Origin of the sequence: Kitasatospora sp. NPDC056076 (genome assembly GCF_042266305.1) — a bacterium.
In the GTDB taxonomy this organism is placed as follows: Bacteria; Actinomycetota; Actinomycetes; order Streptomycetales; family Streptomycetaceae; genus Kitasatospora.
In genome coordinates this window covers 24,163-44,657 of the sequence record NZ_JBHJWG010000040.1, presented here as the reverse complement: position 1 = coordinate 44,657, position 20,495 = coordinate 24,163, and the positions used below count along the sequence as shown (strand labels likewise).

At 70.6% G+C, this 20,495-nt stretch carries 19 protein-coding genes; all 19 read left to right on the top strand.

Annotated elements, in window-relative coordinates; genetic code table 11:
• The first annotated feature begins 176 nt into the window (after positions 1-176).
• The 19 genes from thrB (at position 177) to ACFC1T_RS28290 (ending at position 20,374) form a co-directional block, all read left to right on the top strand.
• Complete coding sequence (gene thrB, locus ACFC1T_RS28380; RefSeq protein ID WP_375892992.1) at positions 177-1,115, top strand: homoserine kinase; 939 nt, start codon at positions 177-179, stop codon at positions 1,113-1,115.
• A gap of 577 nt (positions 1,116-1,692) precedes the next feature.
• Complete coding sequence (gene rho, locus ACFC1T_RS28375) at positions 1,693-3,819, top strand: transcription termination factor Rho (protein WP_375892990.1); 2,127 nt, start codon at positions 1,693-1,695, stop codon at positions 3,817-3,819.
• 139 nt (positions 3,820-3,958) lie between these two features.
• Positions 3,959-5,095 (top strand): LCP family protein, encoded by a 1,137-nt coding sequence (locus ACFC1T_RS28370; RefSeq protein ID WP_375892988.1) that lies wholly within the window; start codon positions 3,959-3,961, stop codon positions 5,093-5,095.
• A 196-nt stretch (positions 5,096-5,291) separates the two neighbouring features.
• On the top strand, positions 5,292-5,513 hold the full coding sequence (gene rpmE, locus ACFC1T_RS28365) for a 50S ribosomal protein L31 (protein WP_327680707.1): 222 nt from the start codon (positions 5,292-5,294) through the stop codon (positions 5,511-5,513).
• A gap of 147 nt (positions 5,514-5,660) precedes the next feature.
• Positions 5,661-6,737 (top strand): peptide chain release factor 1, encoded by a 1,077-nt coding sequence (gene prfA, locus ACFC1T_RS28360; protein WP_375892986.1) that lies wholly within the window; start codon positions 5,661-5,663, stop codon positions 6,735-6,737.
• Between the two features lie 63 nt (positions 6,738-6,800).
• Positions 6,801-7,667, top strand: coding sequence for a peptide chain release factor N(5)-glutamine methyltransferase (prmC, locus tag ACFC1T_RS28355; protein ID WP_375892984.1), 867 nt, complete (start codon positions 6,801-6,803; stop codon positions 7,665-7,667).
• Positions 7,668-7,755: 88 nt separating this feature from the next.
• Positions 7,756-8,403, top strand: coding sequence for an L-threonylcarbamoyladenylate synthase (locus ACFC1T_RS28350; RefSeq protein WP_375892982.1), 648 nt, complete (start codon positions 7,756-7,758; stop codon positions 8,401-8,403).
• A gap of 32 nt (positions 8,404-8,435) precedes the next feature.
• Positions 8,436-9,077, top strand: coding sequence for a protein-tyrosine-phosphatase (locus ACFC1T_RS28345; protein WP_360233710.1), 642 nt, complete (start codon positions 8,436-8,438; stop codon positions 9,075-9,077).
• A gap of 291 nt (positions 9,078-9,368) precedes the next feature.
• Complete coding sequence (gene glyA, locus ACFC1T_RS28340; protein WP_375892981.1) at positions 9,369-10,649, top strand: serine hydroxymethyltransferase; 1,281 nt, start codon at positions 9,369-9,371, stop codon at positions 10,647-10,649.
• Positions 10,650-10,822: 173 nt separating this feature from the next.
• Complete coding sequence (locus ACFC1T_RS28335; protein WP_375892979.1) at positions 10,823-12,103, top strand: MraY family glycosyltransferase; 1,281 nt, start codon at positions 10,823-10,825, stop codon at positions 12,101-12,103.
• Between the two features lie 301 nt (positions 12,104-12,404).
• Positions 12,405-12,848: a hypothetical protein gene (locus tag ACFC1T_RS28330; RefSeq protein ID WP_375892977.1), complete on the top strand. Its 444-nt coding sequence runs from the start codon at positions 12,405-12,407 to the stop codon at positions 12,846-12,848.
• A gap of 285 nt (positions 12,849-13,133) precedes the next feature.
• Positions 13,134-13,946 (top strand): F0F1 ATP synthase subunit A, encoded by an 813-nt coding sequence (atpB, locus tag ACFC1T_RS28325; RefSeq protein ID WP_375892976.1) that lies wholly within the window; start codon positions 13,134-13,136, stop codon positions 13,944-13,946.
• An 84-nt stretch (positions 13,947-14,030) separates the two neighbouring features.
• Positions 14,031-14,264, top strand: coding sequence for an ATP synthase F0 subunit C (gene atpE / locus ACFC1T_RS28320; protein WP_350504378.1), 234 nt, complete (start codon positions 14,031-14,033; stop codon positions 14,262-14,264).
• A gap of 37 nt (positions 14,265-14,301) precedes the next feature.
• Complete coding sequence (locus ACFC1T_RS28315) at positions 14,302-14,862, top strand: F0F1 ATP synthase subunit B (protein WP_375892975.1); 561 nt, start codon at positions 14,302-14,304, stop codon at positions 14,860-14,862.
• On the top strand, positions 14,859-15,674 hold the full coding sequence (locus tag ACFC1T_RS28310) for a F0F1 ATP synthase subunit delta (RefSeq protein WP_375892974.1): 816 nt from the start codon (positions 14,859-14,861) through the stop codon (positions 15,672-15,674). The genes ACFC1T_RS28315 and ACFC1T_RS28310 overlap by 4 nt, the downstream gene beginning before the upstream one ends.
• A 162-nt stretch (positions 15,675-15,836) precedes the next feature.
• Entirely contained in the window at positions 15,837-17,411 is a 1,575-nt protein-coding gene (gene atpA, locus ACFC1T_RS28305; protein ID WP_375892972.1) for a F0F1 ATP synthase subunit alpha, read from the top strand.
• A gap of 32 nt (positions 17,412-17,443) precedes the next feature.
• Entirely contained in the window at positions 17,444-18,358 is a 915-nt protein-coding gene (locus tag ACFC1T_RS28300; RefSeq protein ID WP_375892970.1) for a F0F1 ATP synthase subunit gamma, read from the top strand.
• A 2-nt stretch (positions 18,359-18,360) separates the two neighbouring features.
• Positions 18,361-19,806 (top strand): F0F1 ATP synthase subunit beta, encoded by a 1,446-nt coding sequence (gene atpD / locus ACFC1T_RS28295; protein ID WP_375892969.1) that lies wholly within the window; start codon positions 18,361-18,363, stop codon positions 19,804-19,806.
• A 184-nt stretch (positions 19,807-19,990) separates the two neighbouring features.
• The gene (locus ACFC1T_RS28290) at positions 19,991-20,374 is read left to right on the top strand and encodes a F0F1 ATP synthase subunit epsilon (RefSeq protein WP_375892967.1); all 384 of its coding nucleotides are present in this window, start codon (positions 19,991-19,993) and stop codon (positions 20,372-20,374) included.
• The last annotated feature ends 121 nt before the right edge of the window (positions 20,375-20,495 follow it).

Genomic DNA, 20,495 nt, shown 5'->3' with positions numbered 1-20,495 from the left:
TGGGGAACCTCTCTTCGATACTCTGGGACCGGCCGTGTGGCACATGCCCCGGGCCCGTCCTGGTACGGGCCGCGCCGACGACAGCGACCGCCAGGCCCGAGAGGCCGCGGCCCTTTCCCCACCTCGCACCGACGACGCGCTCCGCGCCGCCCGATTTCCCCAGGAGAGTCCACCGCATGGCCGGTCCTGCGTTCCGTGCCGCCGCCGTCCGGGTCCGGGTTCCCGCGACCAGCGCCAACCTCGGCCCGGGCTTCGATGCCTTCGGGCTCGCGCTGGGCCTGTACGACGACGTCGTCGTCCGGGTCTCCGACTCCGGCCTCTCCGTCGACATCGCCGGCGAGGGCGCGCAGACGCTGCCGCGGGACGAGCGCCACCTGCTGGTCCGCTCGATGCGGGCCGCCTTCGACCGGCTCGGCGGCCAGCCGCGCGGCCTCGAAGTGGTCTGTGCCAACCGGATACCGCACGGCCGCGGCCTGGGCTCCTCCTCGGCCGCCATCTGCGCCGGGATCGTGGCCGCCCGCGCCGTCACCATCGGCGGCCCGTCCGCGCTGGACGACGACGCGCTGCTGGCCCTCGCCTCCGAGCTGGAGGGCCACCCGGACAACGTCGCGGCCTGCCTGCGCGGCAACTTCACCATCGCCTGGACCGACGAGGAGTCGGCCAAGGCGGTCGCCCTGGAGCCCTCCGCGCAGGTCGTCCCGGTGGTGTTCGTGCCGGCCGGCGAGGTGCTCACCGAGACCGCCCGCGGCCTGCTGCCCAAGACCGTCCCGCTGGCCGACGCCGCCGTCAACGCGGGCCGCTCCGGCCTGCTGGTGGAGGCCCTGACCAGGCGCCCCGAACTGCTCCTCGCCGCCACCGAGGACCGGCTGCACCAGGACTACCGCTCCTCCGCCATGCCGGACAGCGCCGCGCTGGTCGGCGCGCTGCGCGCGGAGGGCGTCCCCGCGGTCATCTCCGGGGCCGGCCCGACCGTGCTGGCGCTCACCGACGAGGCGGGCGTCGACAAGGTGCTCTCCTTCGCCGGGCACCACGGCCACGGCGGCGACCCGGCGTTCGCCGCGCACCGGCTCGACGTCGACCGCACCGGGGCCACCGTGCTCCCACTGGGCGTCTGAGCTGCCGGTTCGGCCCGGCGCAGAGCCGGGCCGTCCGGACACGATTGGCAAGCTCGAGGTCGGGGAATGTCTGAGGGGGTCGGTAGTGTTAACCTCATTGCTGCACCAGGTGCCCTCCGGGGCTAGGTGCGCCGCGTCCCGATCCCAGCGTTCCACTGCCGTGGAACCGCCGCGAGGTCCGGGGCGACGATTCTCCGGGAGCCCACCGCAGCGCGTACGCAGCCTGCCTGCGCGACAAGCGGTCGCATCCCGAAGCCGTGACGGCACCTGACTCCCACCCGCGGCCTCCCACTAGGGGCCAGGACGGGCGGAGCGCGGGCCACCGTCACGCGACGGGGGCCCGGGATTCGCAGGCAGCGTGGGCGCAACGCCCTCTGGGGAGGTCGACACACGACCGGCCCACGCGCCACCTCAGCACCACCGTGCTTCACGCACCGCACCTCGCAGCTCTCCCTCGACGGGCTCCCGCCATTCGAGGGATCACCGCCTCGGACCGACGCAGTCGAGCGTTGGTCAGGACAGCACAACCGGTCGCCGAGCCAGACAGGCCGACGTCCGCTCCAGGGAAGGACCCTTAGTGAGCGACTCCACCGATCTGATGGGCGCGCGCCCGGACGCCGAAGCGTCGGACGCGACCGCCGCCCCCGCTGCCCCGGCTCGCCGCCGCCGCAGTGCCGCCGCTGGCCTGGACGGCATGGTCCTCGCCGAGCTGCAGAAGCTCGCCGCGGACCTGGGCATCACCGGTACCGGACGCATGCGCAAGAGCCAGCTGATCGAGACCATCAAGGAGAAGAGCGGCGGGGACCCGCTGCTCGCCGCCGGTGGCGCCCCGGCCGCCAAGCGCACCGCCGCCAAGGCGGACGCCGAGGCCCCGGCCGAGAAGCCGGCCCGCCGCACCAAGGCCGCCGCAGCCGCTGCCGCGGCCCCGGCCGCCGAGCCGCAGGCCCAGATCGAGATCCCGGTCCAGGCCGCCGCCGAGACCGCCGCGCCGGCCCGTGCCGAGCGCACCCGCCGCCGCGCCACCTCGGCCGCCGGCGCCCCGACCGCGCCCGTCGCGGCCGCGGAGGCCGTCGCCGAGGCCGCCACCGTCGCCGTGGCCGAGCCCAAGCAGGCCGACCGTCCGGCCGAGACCCGCGCCTTCGAGGGCCGCGAGGAGGGTCGCGAGACCCGTCGCGACCGCCGCGAGCGCCGTGACCGCCGGGACGGCGGCGAGCGCACCGAGCGCACCGAGCGTACGGAGCGCACCGAGCGTCAGGACGCCGGCGAGGCCCAGGCCGGGCAGGACGCCGACGGCCGCGAGTCGCGTCGCGACCGCCGCAACCGCCGCGAGCGCACCGACCGCCAGGGCCAGCAGGGCCAGCAGCAGGCCCAGGGCGACGGCCAGCAGCGCCGCGAGGGCGGCCAGGGCCAGCAGGCCCAGCAGCCGCAGGTCCAGCAGGGCGGCTACGACGACGACGAGTTCGGCGACGGCCGTCGCGGCCGTCGGGGCCGTTACCGCGACCGTCGGGGCCGTCGCGGCCGTGACGGCTTCGAGGCCGGTCCGGCGGTCGACACGCAGATCGGCGACGACGACGTCCTGATCCCGGTCGCGGGCATCCTCGACATCCTCGACAACTACGCCTTCGTGCGCACCTCCGGCTACCTGCCGGGCCAGAACGACGTCTACGTCTCGCTCGCCCAGGTCCGCAAGAACGGCCTGCGCAAGGGTGACGCCATCACCGGTGCCGTGCGCCAGCCGCGCGAGGGCGAGCGCCGCGAGAAGTTCAACGCCATGGTGCGGCTGGACTCCGTCAACGGCATGGACCCGGAGACCGGCCGCGGCCGCCCCGAGTTCAACAAGCTCACCCCGCTGTACCCGCAGGAGCGGCTGCGCCTGGAGACCGACCCGGGCGTGCTGACCACCCGGATCATCGACCTGGTGTCGCCGATCGGCAAGGGCCAGCGCGGTCTGATCGTCGCGCCGCCGAAGACCGGCAAGACCATGGTGCTCCAGGCGGTCGCCAACGCGATCACCCACAACAACCCCGAGTGCCACCTGATGGTCGTCCTGGTCGACGAGCGTCCGGAAGAGGTCACCGACATGCAGCGGTCGGTCAAGGGCGAGGTCATCTCCTCGACCTTCGACCGCCCGGCCGAGGACCACACCACCGTCGCCGAGCTGGCCATCGAGCGCGCCAAGCGCCTGGTCGAGCTGGGCCACGACGTGGTCATCCTGCTGGACTCGATCACCCGCCTGGGCCGCGCCTACAACCTGGCGGCGCCGGCCTCCGGCCGCATCCTGTCCGGTGGTGTCGACTCGACCGCGCTGTACCCGCCGAAGAAGTTCTTCGGTGCCGCGCGCAACATCGAGAACGGCGGCTCGCTGACCATCCTGGCCACCGCGCTGGTCGAGACCGGCTCGCGGATGGACGAGGTGATCTTCGAGGAGTTCAAGGGCACCGGCAACATGGAGCTCAAGCTCGACCGGAAGCTCTCGGACAAGCGCATCTTCCCGGCCGTCGACGTGGACGCCTCCAGCACCCGCAAGGAGGAGATCCTGCTCGGCAGCGAGGAGCTGGCCATCGTCTGGAAGCTGCGCCGGGTGCTGCACGCGCTCGACTCGCAGCAGGCGATCGAGCTGCTCCTGGACAAGATGAAGCAGACCAAGAGCAACGCCGAGTTCCTGATGCAGATCGCCAAGACCACCCCCGGTTCGGGCGACTGACCGTAGGCGGACTCCGCTGCAGCACGGAACCCCGGATCGCGCGAGCGGTCCGGGGTTCCGTGCGTTCAGGGCCGCTTTGTTCCAGAGTTGGGACAGCTTGGGACTATTTGATCTTCTTGTCCGATTTACTCTGGACCGTATGGCCGAGCACAAGAGGGTCCCGAGTCGCCGCCGCAAGGTCCTGCGGTGGTCCGCCTGCGCGGTCGCCGCGCTCGTCGTCGCCGGCGGCGGCGCGGGGGCGTACGCGTACCTGAAGCTCAACGGCAACATCAAGAGCGTCGACATCGACTCCCGCCTCGGCGAGGCGCGGCCCCCGGCCGCCACCGACGGCTCCTTCAACATCCTGGTGCTGGGCTCCGACTCGCGGGTCGGCGAGAACGGCGACCTGGCCGGCGGGGACACCGGTGACACCGCGCGCTCCGACACCGCGATGGTGGTCCACGTCTACCAGGACCACTCCAGGGCCTCGATCGTCTCGATCCCGCGCGACACCCTGGTCGACCGCCCGCAGTGCACCGACGGCGCCGGCAAGGCCGTCCCGGCGGCCAAGCGCGCGATGTACAACAGCGCCTTCGAGGCGGGCGGCGCGACCTGCGCCGTCAAGACCACCGAGCAGCTCACCGGGCTGCGGATGGACCACTACCTCCAGGTGGACTTCGCCGGCTTCGCCCGGGTCGTGGACGCGATAGGCGGGGCCACCGTGACCACCACGGTGGCCATCCACGACAAGGACAGCGGGCTCGACCTGCCGGCCGGCGAGCACCACCTGGACGGGCAGCAGGCGCTGGCCTTCGTGCGCACCCGGCACGGCGTCGGCGACGGCAGCGACCTCGGCCGGATCGAGCTGCAGAAGCAGATGGTCAAGTCGCTGCTCCGGCAGGCCGGCGGGATCGGACTGTTCTCCAACCCGGTCAAGCTGTGGTCGATCGGCGACACCATGACCAAGAGCGTCACCACCGACTCCGCGCTCGGTTCGGTGAACTCCCTGGTCGGGCTGGTGCAGGAGCTCAAGGGGATCGGGCCGGACCAGCTGTCCATGGTCACCCTGCCGGTGGTGACCGCGCCCAGCGACCCCAACCGGGTGGTCGAGCAGCAGCCGCAGGCCGGGAACGTCTGGGCGGCGCTCAAGGCCGACCAGCCCCTCCCGCAGGCGGTCGTCTCGGCCCAGCCGGAGAACCCCGCCCAGGCGGCCCCCACGGCCCCGGCGGCGGGCGCCGCCAAGCCGTCCGTGAAGTCGTCCGTGCAGCCCACCGCGAAGGCCTCCGCCGTCCGCTGAGCCGCCGGCCCGCGCGCGCCCGCGCCACCCTCCGGGAGGCCGGTGCGAAGCGTCCGGAATGTCCCCCGGAATAAGCCGCGGCGGGCCCCGGTTTGGGAAGATGCGGCCGGTCCTGGCAGACTGGTCCGTCGGTCCCGGTTCACGTGCGGCATTCCAGCCGCCGACCCGGTGCCCTCCCGAAAACTAGGAGAACCCCTTGAAGCCCAACGTTCACCCGGAGTACGTGGTCACCAATGTGACCTGCACCTGCGGCGCCGAGTTCACCACCCGCTCGACCGAGACCAGTGGCGTGATCCGCGCCGAGGTCTGCTCGCAGTGCCACCCGTTCTACACCGGCAAGCAGAAGATCCTCGACACCGGCGGCCGCGTGGCCCGCTTCGAGGCCCGCTTCGGCAAGCAGCACAGCGCGAAGGCCTAGCGCTCCCTCGGCGCCGGTTCCCGGTGCCCCCGTACTCGTTGTCGGGGGCGCTGGGGGCCGGCGCCGTTCGCGTCCCAGCGCGTACCGCACAGCTCCGCCCCGCTCCGCCCTCCACACGATCCGAGTCACCGGGAAGAAGGCCACCCCATGTTCGAGGCAGTCGAAGAGCTCCTCGTCGAGCACGCCGACCTCGAAACGAGGCTGGCCGACCCGTCCGTCCACGCGGACCAGAACAACGCCCGCAAGCTGGCCAAGCGGTACGCCGAGCTGACCCCGATCACCCGGGTCTACCGGCAGTGGAAGCAGGCCGGCGAGGACATCGAGGCCGCGCGCGAACTCGCCGCCGAGGAGCCGGAGTTCCTCTCCGAGGTGAAGGAGTCCGAGGCGCGCCGCGACGAGCTGACCGAGGAACTGCGGCTGCTGCTCGTCCCGCGCGACCCGAGCGACGACAAGGACGTCATCCTGGAGATCAAGGCGGGTGAGGGCGGCGAGGAGTCCGCGCTGTTCGCCGGCGACCTGCTCCGGATGTACCTGCGCTACGCCGAGCGGATCGGCTGGAAGACCGAGATCATCGACTCCAACGAGTCCGACCTCGGCGGCTACAAGGACGTCTCGGTCGCCGTGAAGACCAAGGGCAACAGCGAGCCCGGCCAGGGCGTCTGGGCCCGGTTGAAGTACGAGGGCGGCGTGCACCGCGTGCAGCGCGTCCCCGCCACCGAGTCCCAGGGCCGCATCCACACCTCCGCGGCGGGCGTGCTGGTCACCCCCGAGGCGGAGGAGGTCGAGGTCGAGATCGTCGCGAACGACCTGCGGATCGACGTCTACCGCTCCTCCGGCCCCGGCGGCCAGTCGGTCAACACCACCGACTCGGCGGTCCGGATCACCCACCTGCCGACCGGTATCGTGGCGTCCTGCCAGAACGAGAAGAGCCAGCTGCAGAACAAGGAGCAGGCGATGCGCATCCTGCGTTCGCGGCTGCTGGCCGCCGCGCAGGAGGAGGCCGAGCGGGAGGCCTCGGACGCGCGTCGCAGCCAGGTCCGCACGGTGGACCGCTCCGAGCGGATCCGGACGTACAACTACCCGGAGAACCGCATCTCGGACCACCGCACGGGGTTCAAGTCGTACAACCTGGACCAGGTCCTGGACGGCGACCTGAACGCCGTGATCCAGTCCTGTGTCGACAAGGACGCGGCGGCCAAGCTCGCCGCGGCCCAAGAGAACTGAGACCGGCGCGCCCCGGCCCGACGCAAGACCGGAGCCGGAGCGCAGAAACATGAGGTCGTACGGATGAACCTGCTGCTCGCCGAGGTGGCCCAGGCCACCCAGCGGTTGGCCGCGGCCGGCGTGCCGTCGCCGCGCTTCGACGCGGAGGAACTCGCCGCCTACGTCCACAACGTCAAGCGCAGCCAGCTGCACACCGTGCAGGACGCCGACTTCGACGCCCGCTACTGGGAGGCGGTCTCGCGCCGCGAGGCCCGCGAGCCGCTGCAGCACATCACCGGGCGGGCGTTCTTCCGCTACCTCGAACTGGCGGTCGGCCCCGGGGTGTTCGTGCCCCGGCCGGAGACCGAGACGGTCGTCGAGTGGGCCATAGACGCCGTGCGCGACATGGACGTCGCCGAGCCGCTGGTGGTCGACCTGTGCTCCGGCTCCGGCGCCATCGCGCTCGCCCTGGCCCAGGAGCTGCCGCGCTCGACCGTGCACGCCTTCGAGCTGGACGAGGGGGCGCTGGAGTACACCCGGCGCAACATCGAGGCCAGCCCGGACCGCGCCCGGGTCACCCTGCACGCCGGTGACGCCACCAAGGCCTTCGAGGACGACCGCTCCTGGGACGGCCGCTTCGACCTGGTGATCTCCAACCCGCCGTACATCCCGCTCACCGAGTGGGAGTACGTCGCGCCGGAGGCCCGCGACCACGACCCGCAGATGTCCCTGTTCTCCGGCGAGGACGGCCTGGACACCATCCGCGGCATCGAGCGGGTGGCCGCCCGGCTGCTGCGCCCGGGCGGCGCGGTGGTGATCGAGCACGCCGACCAGCAGGGCGGCCAGGTGCCGTGGATCTTCAACGAGGAACGCGGGTGGACGGACACCGCCGACCACCGCGACCTGAACAACCGACCGCGCTTCACAACCGCCCGAAGGGTCGGGTTGTGAACGATCGAGCACAGCACGACCGCCCGCAGGGCCGCGCTGTGAAGCTCGCCGTGAACGTCATGAGCCTTTCCGGAAGGGGACCGCACCGATGAGCCGCCGCTACGACTGTGCCGACGCCGGGGACCGCGCCACCGGCCTGCGGGAGGCCGCATCGGCCATCCGCCGCGGCGAACTCGTCGTGCTGCCCACCGACACCCTGTACGGGGTCGGTGCGGACGCCTTCTCCCCGGAGGCCGTCGGCGAGCTGCTGGCCGCCAAGGGCCGTGGCCGCAACATGCCCTCGCCCGTCCTGGTCGGCTCGCCGACCACCCTGCACGGCCTGGTCACCGACTTCTCCGAGCAGGCCTGGGAACTGGTCGACGCGTTCTGGCCCGGCGGCCTCACCCTGGTCGCCAAGCACCAGCCCTCGCTGCGCTGGGACCTCGGCGAGACCCGCGGCACCGTCGCGGTCCGGATGCCGTTGCACCCGGTCGCCATCGAGCTGCTGAACAGCACGGGCCCGCTCGCGGTCTCCAGCGCCAACAAGACCGGCGGCCCGTCCCCGGCGACCTGTGACGAGGCGCAGGCCCAGCTGGGCGACGCGATCTCGGTCTACCTGGACGGCGGCAGGGCCGACCACGCCACCGCCTCGTCCATCGTCGACGTGACCGGCAAGGTGCCCGTGCTCCTGCGGGCCGGGGCGATCAGCATCGAGCAGCTGAGGGAGGTCGTCCCCGACCTGGAGGCCGGAAGTTGACACCCACCGCCTCGCTCCATGACGGGCCCGGCATAGCGCCGTACCTGAGCGTGGGTCCCAGGCCGCTGGACCACTTCCGGATCCTGTTCGTCTGTACGGGGAACATCTGCCGCTCGCCGATAGCCGAGCGGCTCACCCGGCGTGAGCTGGACACCCGGCTGAGTCCCCGGGTGGCCGGGCGGATCCTGGTGGAGAGCGCCGGCACCTGGGGCCACGTGGGGGCGCCGATGGAGGACCACGCGGCGACCGTGCTCGACGAGTACGGCGCCGACAGCGGTGGCTTCACCGGCCGGGAGCTGCTGGACGAGCACGTGGTCGAGGCCGACCTGGTGCTGACCGCGACCCTGGACCACCGCGCCCAGGTGATCTCGATGGGCCACGAGGCGGGCCTGCGCACCTTCACGATGAAGGAGTTCACCCGGCTGGTCCGGACGATCGACCCGGGCACCCTGCCCGACCCGCGCCGTGGCGCCGACGTCACCGAGCGGGCCCGCGCCCTGGTGCGGGCCGCCGCCGCGCTGCGCGGCTGGCTGCTGGCCGCGACCCCGGAGTCCGACGAGGTGGACGACCCGTACGGCGCTCCGATCGGCATGTTCCGCAACTGCGGCGAGGAGATATTCCACGCGGTCGACCCGGTGGTCACCGCGCTGACGGGCGTGCCCGCGCCGCGCTGACGCGCCCGAGTGAGCCGCGCGAGCGAGCCGAAGGGCCGCGCCGGTGCCGAAAGGGAGAAGCGAGGAGGCCCCGAGATGGGGGTACCCCCGGCCGAAGGCTGGGGGAGAGGGGCATTGGAGCGCCGACCGTCGGCACCGGGTGAGAGCGGCCCGGAGGCGAGCCGAGCGCCAGACAAACAGAGCGAGCCGAGCGCCAGATGACGGGCCCGAACGGCCCCTTCTCGGCGGGCCGTACGGGGGCGGCGGTCCTACGCTGGGGGCACCGTCCCTGCCGCGCCCGGGAGCCCTGCCATGACCGTCACCGATGCCGCGACCGGCCCGACCACGACGACGGGGCGCCCGTGGGCGTCCGAGGCGCTGCACCGGGCGGATCCGCAGATCGCCGACCTGCTGGCCGCCGAGTCCGAGCGGCGCGCCGAAACGATTCAGCTGCTGGCGGGGGAGAACCTCACCTCGCCCGCCGTGCTGGCGGCGCTGACCGGGCCGCTGATCGACAAGTACGCCGAGGGCTACCCCGGCCGCCGGCACCACACCGGCTGCGCGCTGGCGGACGCCGCGGAGCTGCTGGCGATCGACCGGGCCCGCGCGCTGTTCGCCGCGCCGCACGCCAACGTCCAGCCCCGCTCGGCGACTTCGGCGATGCTCGCGGCCTACGCGGCGCTGCTGCGGCCCGGTGACGGGGTGCTGGCGATGTCGCTGGAGCACGGCGGCCACCTCAGCTGCGGCTCGCGGGCCAACTTCTCCGGCCGCTGGTTCGAGTTCACCGGCTACGGCGTGCGCGCGGACGACGGCCTGATCGACCTCGACCAGGTGCGCGAGCTGGCCCGGCGGCACCGCCCGAAGGCCGTCGTGGCGGGCTCGATCTCCCACCCCCGGCACCCGGACTGGGCGGCCTTCCGGGAGATCGCCGACGAGGTGGACGCCTATCTGATCGCCTCCGTCGCGCAGACCACCGGCCTGGTCGCGGCCGGTGTGGCGCCCTCCCCGGTGCCGTACGCGGACGTCACGGTGGCCGCCACCCACAAGCTGCTGCGCGGCCCGCGCGGCGGTCTGCTGCTGTCCACCGCGGAGCTGGCCGAGCGGATCGACCGGGCGGTGTTCCCGTTCAGCCAGGGCGGCGCGGCGATGAACGAGGTGGCCGGCAAGGCGGTGGCCCTCGCAGAGGCCGGAACGCCCGCCTACCAGGAGTACGCCCAGCGGGCGGTGTCCGGGGCGCAGGCGCTCGCCAGGGGGCTCGCAGAGGCCGGAATGCGCCCTCTGACGGGCGGTACCGACACCCACCTGGTGACCGCCGACGTCAGCCCGCTCGGCGTGACCGGCGCGGAGGCCGAACGGCGCTGCGCGGCGGCCGGGTTGCTGCTCGGCAAGTGCGCACTGCCGTACGACCCGGCGCCGGCCGCCGACACCTCCGGGATCAGGCTGGGCACGGGTACCGTGACCAGCCAGGGGATGGGGGAGGCGGAGCTGACCGCGATCGCCGCCCTGATCGCCCGGCTGCTCGCCGGGGAGGCCCCGGGGCCGGTCGCGGCGCGGGTCCGGGAGCTGGCGGCGGCCTTCGCCGGGGGAGTCTGAGGCCCGCGGGTCCACAGGTATTCGGATCTCCTACCCGGGAGAGCGAACCGCGATGCACGTCCCGGGCGTCCGACTCAATAAGGTGTGTGCCGTGGCGACGCACCTCGAACCCCGGGAAGGCAGGGGAGTACCTTCGGTACCTCCCCGTTCGACAGTGATGCAGGAGGCCAGTGGTGCGTGAGTATCTGCTGGTGCTTTTCTGCACCGCCGCCGTCACCTACCTGTTGACCGGTCCGGTCCGGAAGTTCGCCATCGCGGCGGGCGCGATGCCCCCGGTCCGCGCCCGCGACGTGCACCGCGAGCCCACTCCGCGGCTCGGCGGCATCGCGATGTTCGGCGGACTGTGCGCGGGCATCCTGGTCGCCTCCCAGCTGGACAACCTGAGCAAGGTGTTCAACGGGGGCAGTGACATCCGCGCGCTGCTGTCCGGCGCCGGGATCATGTTCCTGCTGGGGGTGCTGGACGACAAGTGGGGCGTGGACGCCCTGGTCAAGCTGGGCGGCCAGATGATCGCCGCCGGCGTGATGGTCTGGCAGGGCGTCACGGTGATCAGCCTCCCGGTGCCCGGCGTCGGTTCGGTCGCGGTGAGCCCGACCCAGGGCATGGTCATCTCGGTCACCCTGGTCGTCGTCATGGTCAACGCGGTGAACTTCATCGACGGGCTGGACGGCCTGGCGGGCGGCATGGTCTGCATCGCCGCGATGGCCTTCTTCCTGTACAGCTACCGGCTCTGGTACGGCTACACGATCTCCGACGCGGCCCCCGCCGTGCTGTTCAGCGTGCTGCTGATCGGCATGTGCCTGGGCTTCCTGGCGCACAACATGCACCCCGCGCGGATCTTCATGGGTGACTCCGGCTCGATGATGCTCGGCCTGATGCTGGCCGTCGCCGCGATCTCGATCACCGGCCGGGTCGACCCGGACCTGATCAACAGCGAGACCGGTTCGCAGACCGCCACCGTGCACACCCTGGTGCCGATCTACATCCCGCTGCTGCTGCCGCTGACGGTCATCGCGCTGCCGCTGGCCGACCTGCTGCTCGCGGTGGTGCGCCGCACCTGGGCCGGCCAGTCCCCGTTCGCCGCCGACAAGCGCCACCTGCACCACCGGCTGCTCCAGGTCGGGCACTCGCACAGCCGGGCCGTGCTGATCATGTACTTCTGGGCCGCGCTGATCGCCTTCGGCACGGTCGCCTTCTCGGTGACCAAGACCGGCCGCACGGTGGTGCTGACCCTCGCCGGGCTCTGCCTGGTCGGCCTGGTGGTCCTGCTGACGCCGCGGTTCCGGCCGCGGGCGCCCCGGGCGGTGCAGTCCTTCGTCCCGCCGCGGTACCGGCGGCGCTCGTCGTCCGCCCCGATGGCCGAACTGTCGGCGAAGGACAAGCAACTTCTGGGTGAAGCGGGCCACGGGTCCTCCGCGTCCGCCGACCACCACAAGGCCACCGGCCGCCGGTGACACCGAAGTTGACGATCCGTCAAATGGGCTCACCCGTACGGCGGATTCGTTGCGCCATCAGTGTGACAGGAGCCACACATTCATGGTAAAGCTCTCATCAAATAGTTTGTGATACCGTTCACGAGTACCGAGAACGCGCCGAAAGACCTGACAGGTGGAGGACTTCCGTCCCTGGTCGGTCTCCTTCGACGGATCCGCCGCTCACCGCGGGCGGTCCGGCGGCGGCCACTCGGTCCGGTGTCACCCCGCCACCATCTGTGCCCGTCCCCCGCCACATCGACATGCCGCCGGAGCTGCCGACATGCCGTCCCCCGACGCCCGGGTCCTCCGAGGCGCCGCGATTCCCACTGCGGTCGCCGGGATCATCGCCATGGCGATCTCCTTCGCCGTCGCCGGTGGGAAGGGCCTGCTCGGCGCCCTCTTCGGCGCCCTGCTCGTCCTGGCCTTCTTCAGCTCCGGCCAGATCGCGCTCGACCGGCTGACCAGGTCGAACCCGCAGATCATGATGGCCGCGGCGCTGCTGGTGTACACCACCCAGATCCTGCTGGTCGGCATCGTCCTGGCGGTCTTCAAGGACACCGACCTCTTCAACCGGCAGACCTTCGCGTTCACGCTGATCGGCTGCGTGCTGATCTTCACCGGCTTCCAGGTGCGCGGCGCACTCAAGGCCAAGATGTTCTACGTCGACCCTCACGCCTCGGAAAGCAAGGGTGACAAGCCCTCCGACAAGGGTCGTCAACAGTGACGAGGCCCAACTGTCCCCCCAACGAGGGGGGCGGTGTTTATGCCGCACTGACGGGCTGCTATCGTCCGTCGCAACAACGGAGTACGGGAAGAGGCCTGGTCTGTCCGGATCGCGGACTGATCGCCCCCCGGACCCGCGCAGTCTTCGATGATCCCGCAGCAGCGCAGCGCGCCGTCGTGCGGGGTCGGCGAGATACCCATCAAGTTCCAGTGCCGCTCCGTGGTCGCAGGCCACGCCGACACACCGAGGTTGCCGTAACCATGCGTCACGACGAAGGAGTCCGTGGTGAGTGCTGAACTCACGTCCCTCGCCTCAGGCAGTTGCCACTTCGGGGACGCTGGCTGCGGCTTCCCGGCCCCGGGTCTGAACGAGTTCCAGTTCAAGCCGATCTTCTCGGTCGGCGGCATCGACTTCAACAAGCCGATGCTGCTGTCGATCATCGTCGCGCTGCTGGTCGTCGTGTTCTTCTGGGCCGCCTTCGCCAAGCCGCGACTGGTCCCCGGCAAGCTGCAGCTGGTCGGCGAGATCGGTTACGACTTCGTCAAGCGCTCCATCGTGATGGAGACGATCGGCAAGAACGGCGAGAAGTACGTTCCGATGCTGGTCTCGATGTTCTTCTTCGTCTGGTTGATGAACATCATGTCGATCATCCCGTTCGCGCAGTTCCCGGTGACGGCGTCGATCGCCTTCCCCGCGGGCCTGGCCGCGGTCGTGTGGATCACCTACATGACGCTGACCTTCAAGAAGCACGGCTTCGTCGGCGGTCTGAAGAACCTCTGCTGGCCGTCGGGCATCCCCGGCTGGGTCATGTTCATCCTGGTCCCGATCGAGTTCTTCTCGAACATCTTCGTGCGCCCCTTCACCCTGGCGGTCCGAGCCTTCGCGAACATGTTCGCGGGCCACCTGCTGGTCGTGATGTTCTCCGTCGCCTCCTGGTACCTGCTCAGCCCGACCCTGGGCGCGCTGTACGGCTCGGCCTCCTTCGTGGTCGCCGTCGGCCTCACCGCCTTCGAGCTGCTGGTGCAGTTCCTGCAGGCCTACATCTTCGTGATGCTGGCCAGCAGCTACATCGCCGGTGCCCTGGAAGAAGCGCACTGAGCCTCGCAGCCCCGGCTGCTTCCCCTCCCGAACGCCCGGTGGCCAACCACCACCGGTCCACCACCCCGCAAAGGACAAGCTGAAATGCAGAACCTCGCTGAGGTCTACGGTTCCGTCGCCTCGATCGGTTACGGCCTCGCCGCGATCGGCCCCGGCATCGGTGTTGGTCTCATCTTCGGTAACGGTGTCCAGGCCATGGCCCGTCAGCCCGAGGCTGCCGGCCTGATCCGCTCCAACATGTTCATCGGCTTCGCGCTGACCGAGGCGCTCGCCCTCATCGGCATCGTCATGCCGTTCGTCTTCGGCGCCGGCAAGTAATTCCCCGCCGTTAGACCCTTTCGAGGAAGGTCCAGATATGAGTTTCGTGGCTAACCTCGCGGAGGAGGGGGAGAAGATGAACCCCCTGCTTCCCGCGTGGCCCGAGGTCATCATCGGCCTGCTCTGCTTCTTCATCGTCTTCGGTCTGCTCGGCAAGAAGCTCCTCCCCAGCATCGAGAAGGTGCTGTCGGAGCGTCGGGACGCCATCGAAGGCGGCATGGAGCGTGCCGAGGCCGCTCAGGCCGAGGCCCAGGCCCTGCTTGAGCAGTACCGCGCCGAGCTCGCCGAGGCGCGCCACGAGGCCGCCCGCATCGTCGAGCAGGCTCGCGAGCAGGGCGCCGCCCAGCTCACCGAGATGCGCGAGGAGGGCCAGCGTCAGCGCGAGGCCATCGTCGCCGCCGGCCACGCCCAGATCGAGGCCGACAAGAAGCAGGCGACTGCCGCCCTGCGTCAGGACGTGGGTTCGCTGGCCACCCAGCTGGCTTCCCGCATCGTCGGCGAGTCCCTCGAGGACAACGCCCGGCAGAGCGGCGTGATCGACCGCTTCCTGAACGAGCTCGAGGCCAAGGCCACCGTGGCTCAGGGCGCGGCCAAGTGATCGGCGCCAGCCGCGAGGCGCTCGCCGCCGGCCGGAAGAACCTGGACAGCCTGACCGACTCCACCTCGGTGGACGCGGCCAAGCTGGCCGAGGAGCTCGCCGCCGTCACGGTCGTGCTGGACCGCGAGGTGTCGCTGCGCCGCGTCCTGACCGACCCGTCCCGGTCGGGTCAGGACAAGGCCCAGCTGGTCACCTCGCTGCTGACCGGTCAGGTCTCGGGCGAGACCGTCGACCTGGTCTCCGGACTGGTCCGGTCCCGCTGGTCGGGTGCGCGTGACCTGGTGGACGCGACCGAGGAGCTCGCCGCCTACGCCGAGGTCATCGCCGCGGACAAGGCCGGCGCCCTGGACGACGTCGAGGACGAGCTGTTCCGCTTCGGCCGGGTGGTGAGCGGCTCGCACGAGCTGCGCGCCGCGCTCACCGAGCCGAAGGCCGGCGCCGTCGCGAAGACCGCGCTGATCAACAAGCTGCTCGGCGGCCGCGCCAACGCGGGCACCGTGCGGCTGGTCACCGCCCTCGTCAACGCGCCGCGTGGTCGTAGCCTGGAGCAGGGCCTCGAGTCCTACTCGAAGCTCGCCTCCGCGCGCCGCGGCCGCATGGTGGCCCTGGTCACCAGCGCGGTGCCGCTGTCGGACACCCAGAAGGAGCGTCTCAGCGGTGCTCTGGGCCGGATGTACGGCCGCCAGGTCCACCTGAACATCGACGTCGACCCCGAGGTCGTCGGTGGTGTCCGGGTGCAGATCGGCGACGAGATCATCGACGGCACCGTGTCGAGCCGCCTCGAAGGCGCTCGCCAGTCGCTCGAAGGCTGAGCAGGACCGAGCAGCACATCCGACCCTCGGTCGGGAAACCGGCTCCCCAAGGAGTCGGCAAAACGTACGGCCGGTTCATACGACCCGGCCGAGAGTCGAGTACTTGCGGCCGGCCCTCAACGGCGGGCCGAGGATCGCAAACTAGGAGAGCAGGGAAGCCTGATGGCGGAGCTTACGATCCGTCCGGAGGAGATCCGGGACGCGCTGGCCGACTTTGTCCAGTCGTACCAGCCGGACGCCGCTTCTGTGGAAGAGGTCGGCACGGTCACTGACGCGGCGGACGGCATCGCGCATGTCGAGGGCCTGCCCTCGGTCATGGCGAACGAGCTGCTGAAGTTCGAGGACGGCACGCTCGGCCTCGCGCTGAACCTCGACACCCGCGAGATCGGTGTCGTCGTCCTCGGTGAGTTCGGCGGTATCGAAGAGGGCCAGACCGTGCGCCGCACCGGCGAGGTCCTCTCGGTTCCGGTCGGCGACGGCTACCTCGGCCGCGTCGTGGACCCGCTGGGCAACCCGATCGACGGCCTCGGCGAGATCGCCGCCAGCGGCCGTCGCGCCCTTGAGCTGCAGGCCCCCGGCGTCATGGCCCGCAAGTCGGTCAAGCAGCCGCTGCAGACCGGTATCAAGGCCATCGACGCGATGACCCCGATCGGCCGTGGCCAGCGTCAGCTGATCATCGGTGACCGCCAGACCGGCAAGACCGCGGTGGCCGTCGACACGATCATCAACCAGCGCGACAACTGGCGCTCGGGCGACCCGGAGAAGCAGGTCCGCTGCATCTACGTCGCCGTGGGCCAGAAGGGCTCCACCATCGCGTCCGTCCGCGGCGCCCTGGAGGAGGCCGGCGCGCTGGAGTACACCACCATCGTGGCCGCTCCCGCGTCCGACCCGGCCGGCTTCAAGTACCTGGCGCCGTACACCGGTTCGGCCATCGGCCAGGAGTGGATGTACGACGGCAAGCACGTCCTGATCATCTTCGACGACCTGTCGAAGCAGGCCGAGGCCTACCGTTCCGTCTCCCTGCTGCTGCGCCGCCCGCCGGGGCGCGAGGCCTACCCGGGTGACGTCTTCTACCTGCACTCCCGCCTGCTGGAGCGCTGCGCGAAGCTGAACGACGCCCTCGGCGGCGGCTCGATGACCGGTCTGCCGATCATCGAGACCAAGGCCAACGACGTCTCGGCGTACATCCCGACCAACGTCATCTCCATCACCGACGGCCAGTGCTTCCTGGAGTCCGACCTGTTCAACGCCGGCATCCGCCCGGCCGTGAACGTCGGTATCTCGGTCTCCCGCGTCGGTGGCTCCGCCCAGATCAAGGCCATGCGCTCGGTCGCCGGCCGTCTGCGCCTGGACCTCGCCCAGTACCGTGAGCTGGAGGCCTTCGCCGGCTTCGGCTCCGACCTGGACGCGGCCTCCAAGGCCCAGCTGGAGCGCGGTGCGCGCATGGTCGAGCTGCTCAAGCAGGGCCAGTACCAGCCGTTCCCGGTCGAGGAGCAGGTCGTCTCCATCTGGGCCGGCACCACCGGCAAGCTGGACGACGTCCCGGTCGCGGAGATCCGCCGCTTCGAGCGCGAGTTCCTCGACTTCGTCCGCCTGCAGCACAAGGACCTGCTCGCCGGCATCGTCGAGACCGGCCTGCTGGCCGACGGCACCGTCGACGCCCTGACCGGCGCGATCGAGTCGTTCAAGCAGGGGTACCAGACCGCCGACGGCAAGCTGCTCTCCGAGCAGGCCTGAGTCCGGTAGCGAGGGAAAGGACGTAACGACCCATGGGAGCACAGCTTCGGGTCTACAAGCGCCGGATCCGCTCTGTCACCGCGACGAAGAAGATCACCAAGGCGATGGAGATGATCTCCGCGGCGCGCATCGGCAAGGCGCAGCGCGCGGTGGCGGCCTCCGCTCCGTACGCCGATGAGCTCACCCGGGCGGTGACGGCGGTGGCCACCCGGTCCAACGCCAAGCACCCGCTCACCACCGAGAACCCGAACGCCACCCGCGCGGCGGTCCTGCTGATCACGGCGGACCGCGGCCTGGCCGGCGGTTACTCGTCCAACGCCATCAAGGCCTCGCTGACGCTCTCCGAGCGCCTGCGCGGCGAGGGCAAGGACGTCGTGACCTACATCGTCGGTCGGAAGGGTCTGTCGTACTACACCTTCCGCAACCTGGCGGTGGGGAACTCGTGGACGGGCTTCTCGGACAAGCCGACCTACGGTGACGCGAAGACGGTGGCGGCCGAGCTGATCGAGGCCTTCACGGCCGAGACCGGCGGCGTGGACGAACTCCACGTGGTCTCGACCGAGTTCGTGTCCATGCTGACGCAGGACGCGGTCGCGGCGCGGCTGCTGCCGCTGAAGCTGGACGAGGTCCAGCTCAGCGACCAGACGCCGGCCAAGTCGGAGATCTTCCCGCTGTACGACTTCGAACCGTCGGCGGAGGGCGTGCTCGACGCGCTGCTGCCGCGGTACGTCGAGAGCCGGATCTACAACGCGCTGCTGCAGTCGGCCGCTTCCGAGCACGCCGCCCGCCGCCGCGCGATGAAGAGCGCGACGGACAATGCCGGCGAGCTCATCAAGTCGCTCACGCGGCTTGCCAACTCGGCCCGTCAGGCCGAGATCACCCAGGAAATCAGCGAGATCGTCGGCGGCGCCAACGCCCTCGCCGACGCTAGCCGCGGGAGCGAATGAGTATGACCACCACTGTTGAGCCGACCACGGCGACGGGCCGCGTCGCGCGGGTCATCGGCCCGGTCGTCGACGTGGAGTTCCCCGTCGACGCGATTCCGGACATGTTCAACGCCCTGCACGTCGAGGTGGACAACCCCGACGGCTCGGGCAAGAAGACCCTCACCCTCGAGGTCGCCCAGCACCTCGGCGACGGCCTGATCCGCGGCATCTCGATGCAGCCGACCGACGGCCTGGTCCGCGGTTCGCAGGTCACCGACACCGGCTCCGCCATCTCGGTGCCGGTCGGCCAGATCACCAAGGGCAAGGTGTTCAACGCCCTCGGTGACGTGCTGAACGTCGACAAGGCGGAGTTCGACAAGCAGGTCGAGGTCCGCTGGCCGATCCACCGCAAGGCCCCCGAGTTCAAGGACCTCGAGTCCAAGACCGAGATGTTCGAGACCGGCATCAAGGTCATCGACCTGCTCACCCCGTACGTCACGGGTGGCAAGATCGGTCTGTTCGGTGGTGCCGGTGTCGGCAAGACCGTTCTGATCCAGGAGATGATCTACCGCGTCGCCGAGAACTTCGGTGGTGTGTCGGTGTTCGCCGGCGTCGGCGAGCGCACCCGTGAGGGCAACGACCTCATCGACGAGATGGTCGACTCGGGCGTCCTGGACAAGACCGCGCTGGTCTTCGGCCAGATGGACGAGCCGCCGGGCACCCGTCTGCGCGTCGCGCTCTCCGCGCTGACCATGGCGGAGTACTTCCGTGACGTCGAGAAGCAGGACGTGCTCCTCTTCATCGACAACATCTTCCGGTTCACCCAGGCCGGTTCCGAGGTGTCGACCCTGCTCGGCCGCATGCCCTCCGCGGTGGGCTACCAGCCGAACCTGGCCGACGAGATGGGCCTCCTCCAGGAGCGCATCACCTCGACCCGCGGTCACTCGATCACCTCGATGCAGGCGATCTACGTCCCCGCGGACGACCTGACCGACCCGGCCCCGGCCACCACCTTCGCCCACCTGGACGCGACGACCGTTCTGTCGCGCCCGATCTCGGAGAAGGGCATCTACCCGGCCGTCGACCCGCTGGACTCCACGTCCCGCATCCTCGACCCGCGGTACATCACGGCCACCCACTACGAGACGGCCGTCCGTATCAAGGGGATCCTGCAGAAGTACAAGGACCTCCAGGACATCATCGCCATCCTCGGTATGGACGAGCTGTCCGAAGAGGACAAGATCACGGTCCACCGTGCCCGTCGCATCGAGCGCTTCCTCTCGCAGAACACCTACGTGGCGAAGCAGTTCACCGGTGTCGAGGGTTCGACCGTGCCGCTGTCGGAGACCATCGAGGCCTTCAACTCGATCGCCGACGGCAAGTACGACTCCGTTCCGGAGCAGGCCTTCTTCATGTGCGGTGGCATCGAGGACCTCGAGAAGAACGCCGCCGAGCTGGCGAAGAAGTAATCGCGGCCGGTAGCAGCTGAGTGACCGTGAGGGGTGGCCCCCGAGCCTGGGGACCACCCCTCGCGGCACATCGGCTGTGATTCCGGTCAAATCCGTGCCGCCGGTTTCATGCCGGAGGCGCGGGGCCGTTATTCTTACCGAAACTCCCGAGTAATCGGGGGTTGCATGAGCCTAGGAGCCCACGTTGGCTGAGCTGCACGTCGAGCTGGTCGCAGCCGACCGCAAGGTGTGGTCCGGTGCGGCCACCATCGTCGTCGCCCGTACGGCCTCCGGTGACACCGGCATCATGCCGGGCCACACCCCGGTGCTGAGCGTGCTGGAGACCGGTCCGGTCACCATCCGCACGGTGGACGGCGGCACCGTCATCGCCGCGGTGCACGGCGGCTTCATCTCCTTCGCCGACAACAAGCTGTCTCTGCTCGCGGAGATCGCCGAGCTGGCGGACGAGATCGATGTCGCGCGTGCCGAGCGCGCGCTGGAGGAGGCCAAGTCCGACCTGGACGCGCACGCCGAGCGTCGCGCCGAGGTCCGGCTGTTCGCGGCGCGCGGCCTCAAGGCCCACGCCTGAGTGTGCCGGACCCCGACTTGGCGGGGTCGACCGACGGTCCCGGGGACGCGCGAGCGTGACCCCGGGACTGTCGTCGTAGTTGGTAGGTCAGCGCGGCCGTCCGGGACGGCCGTGAAACGGG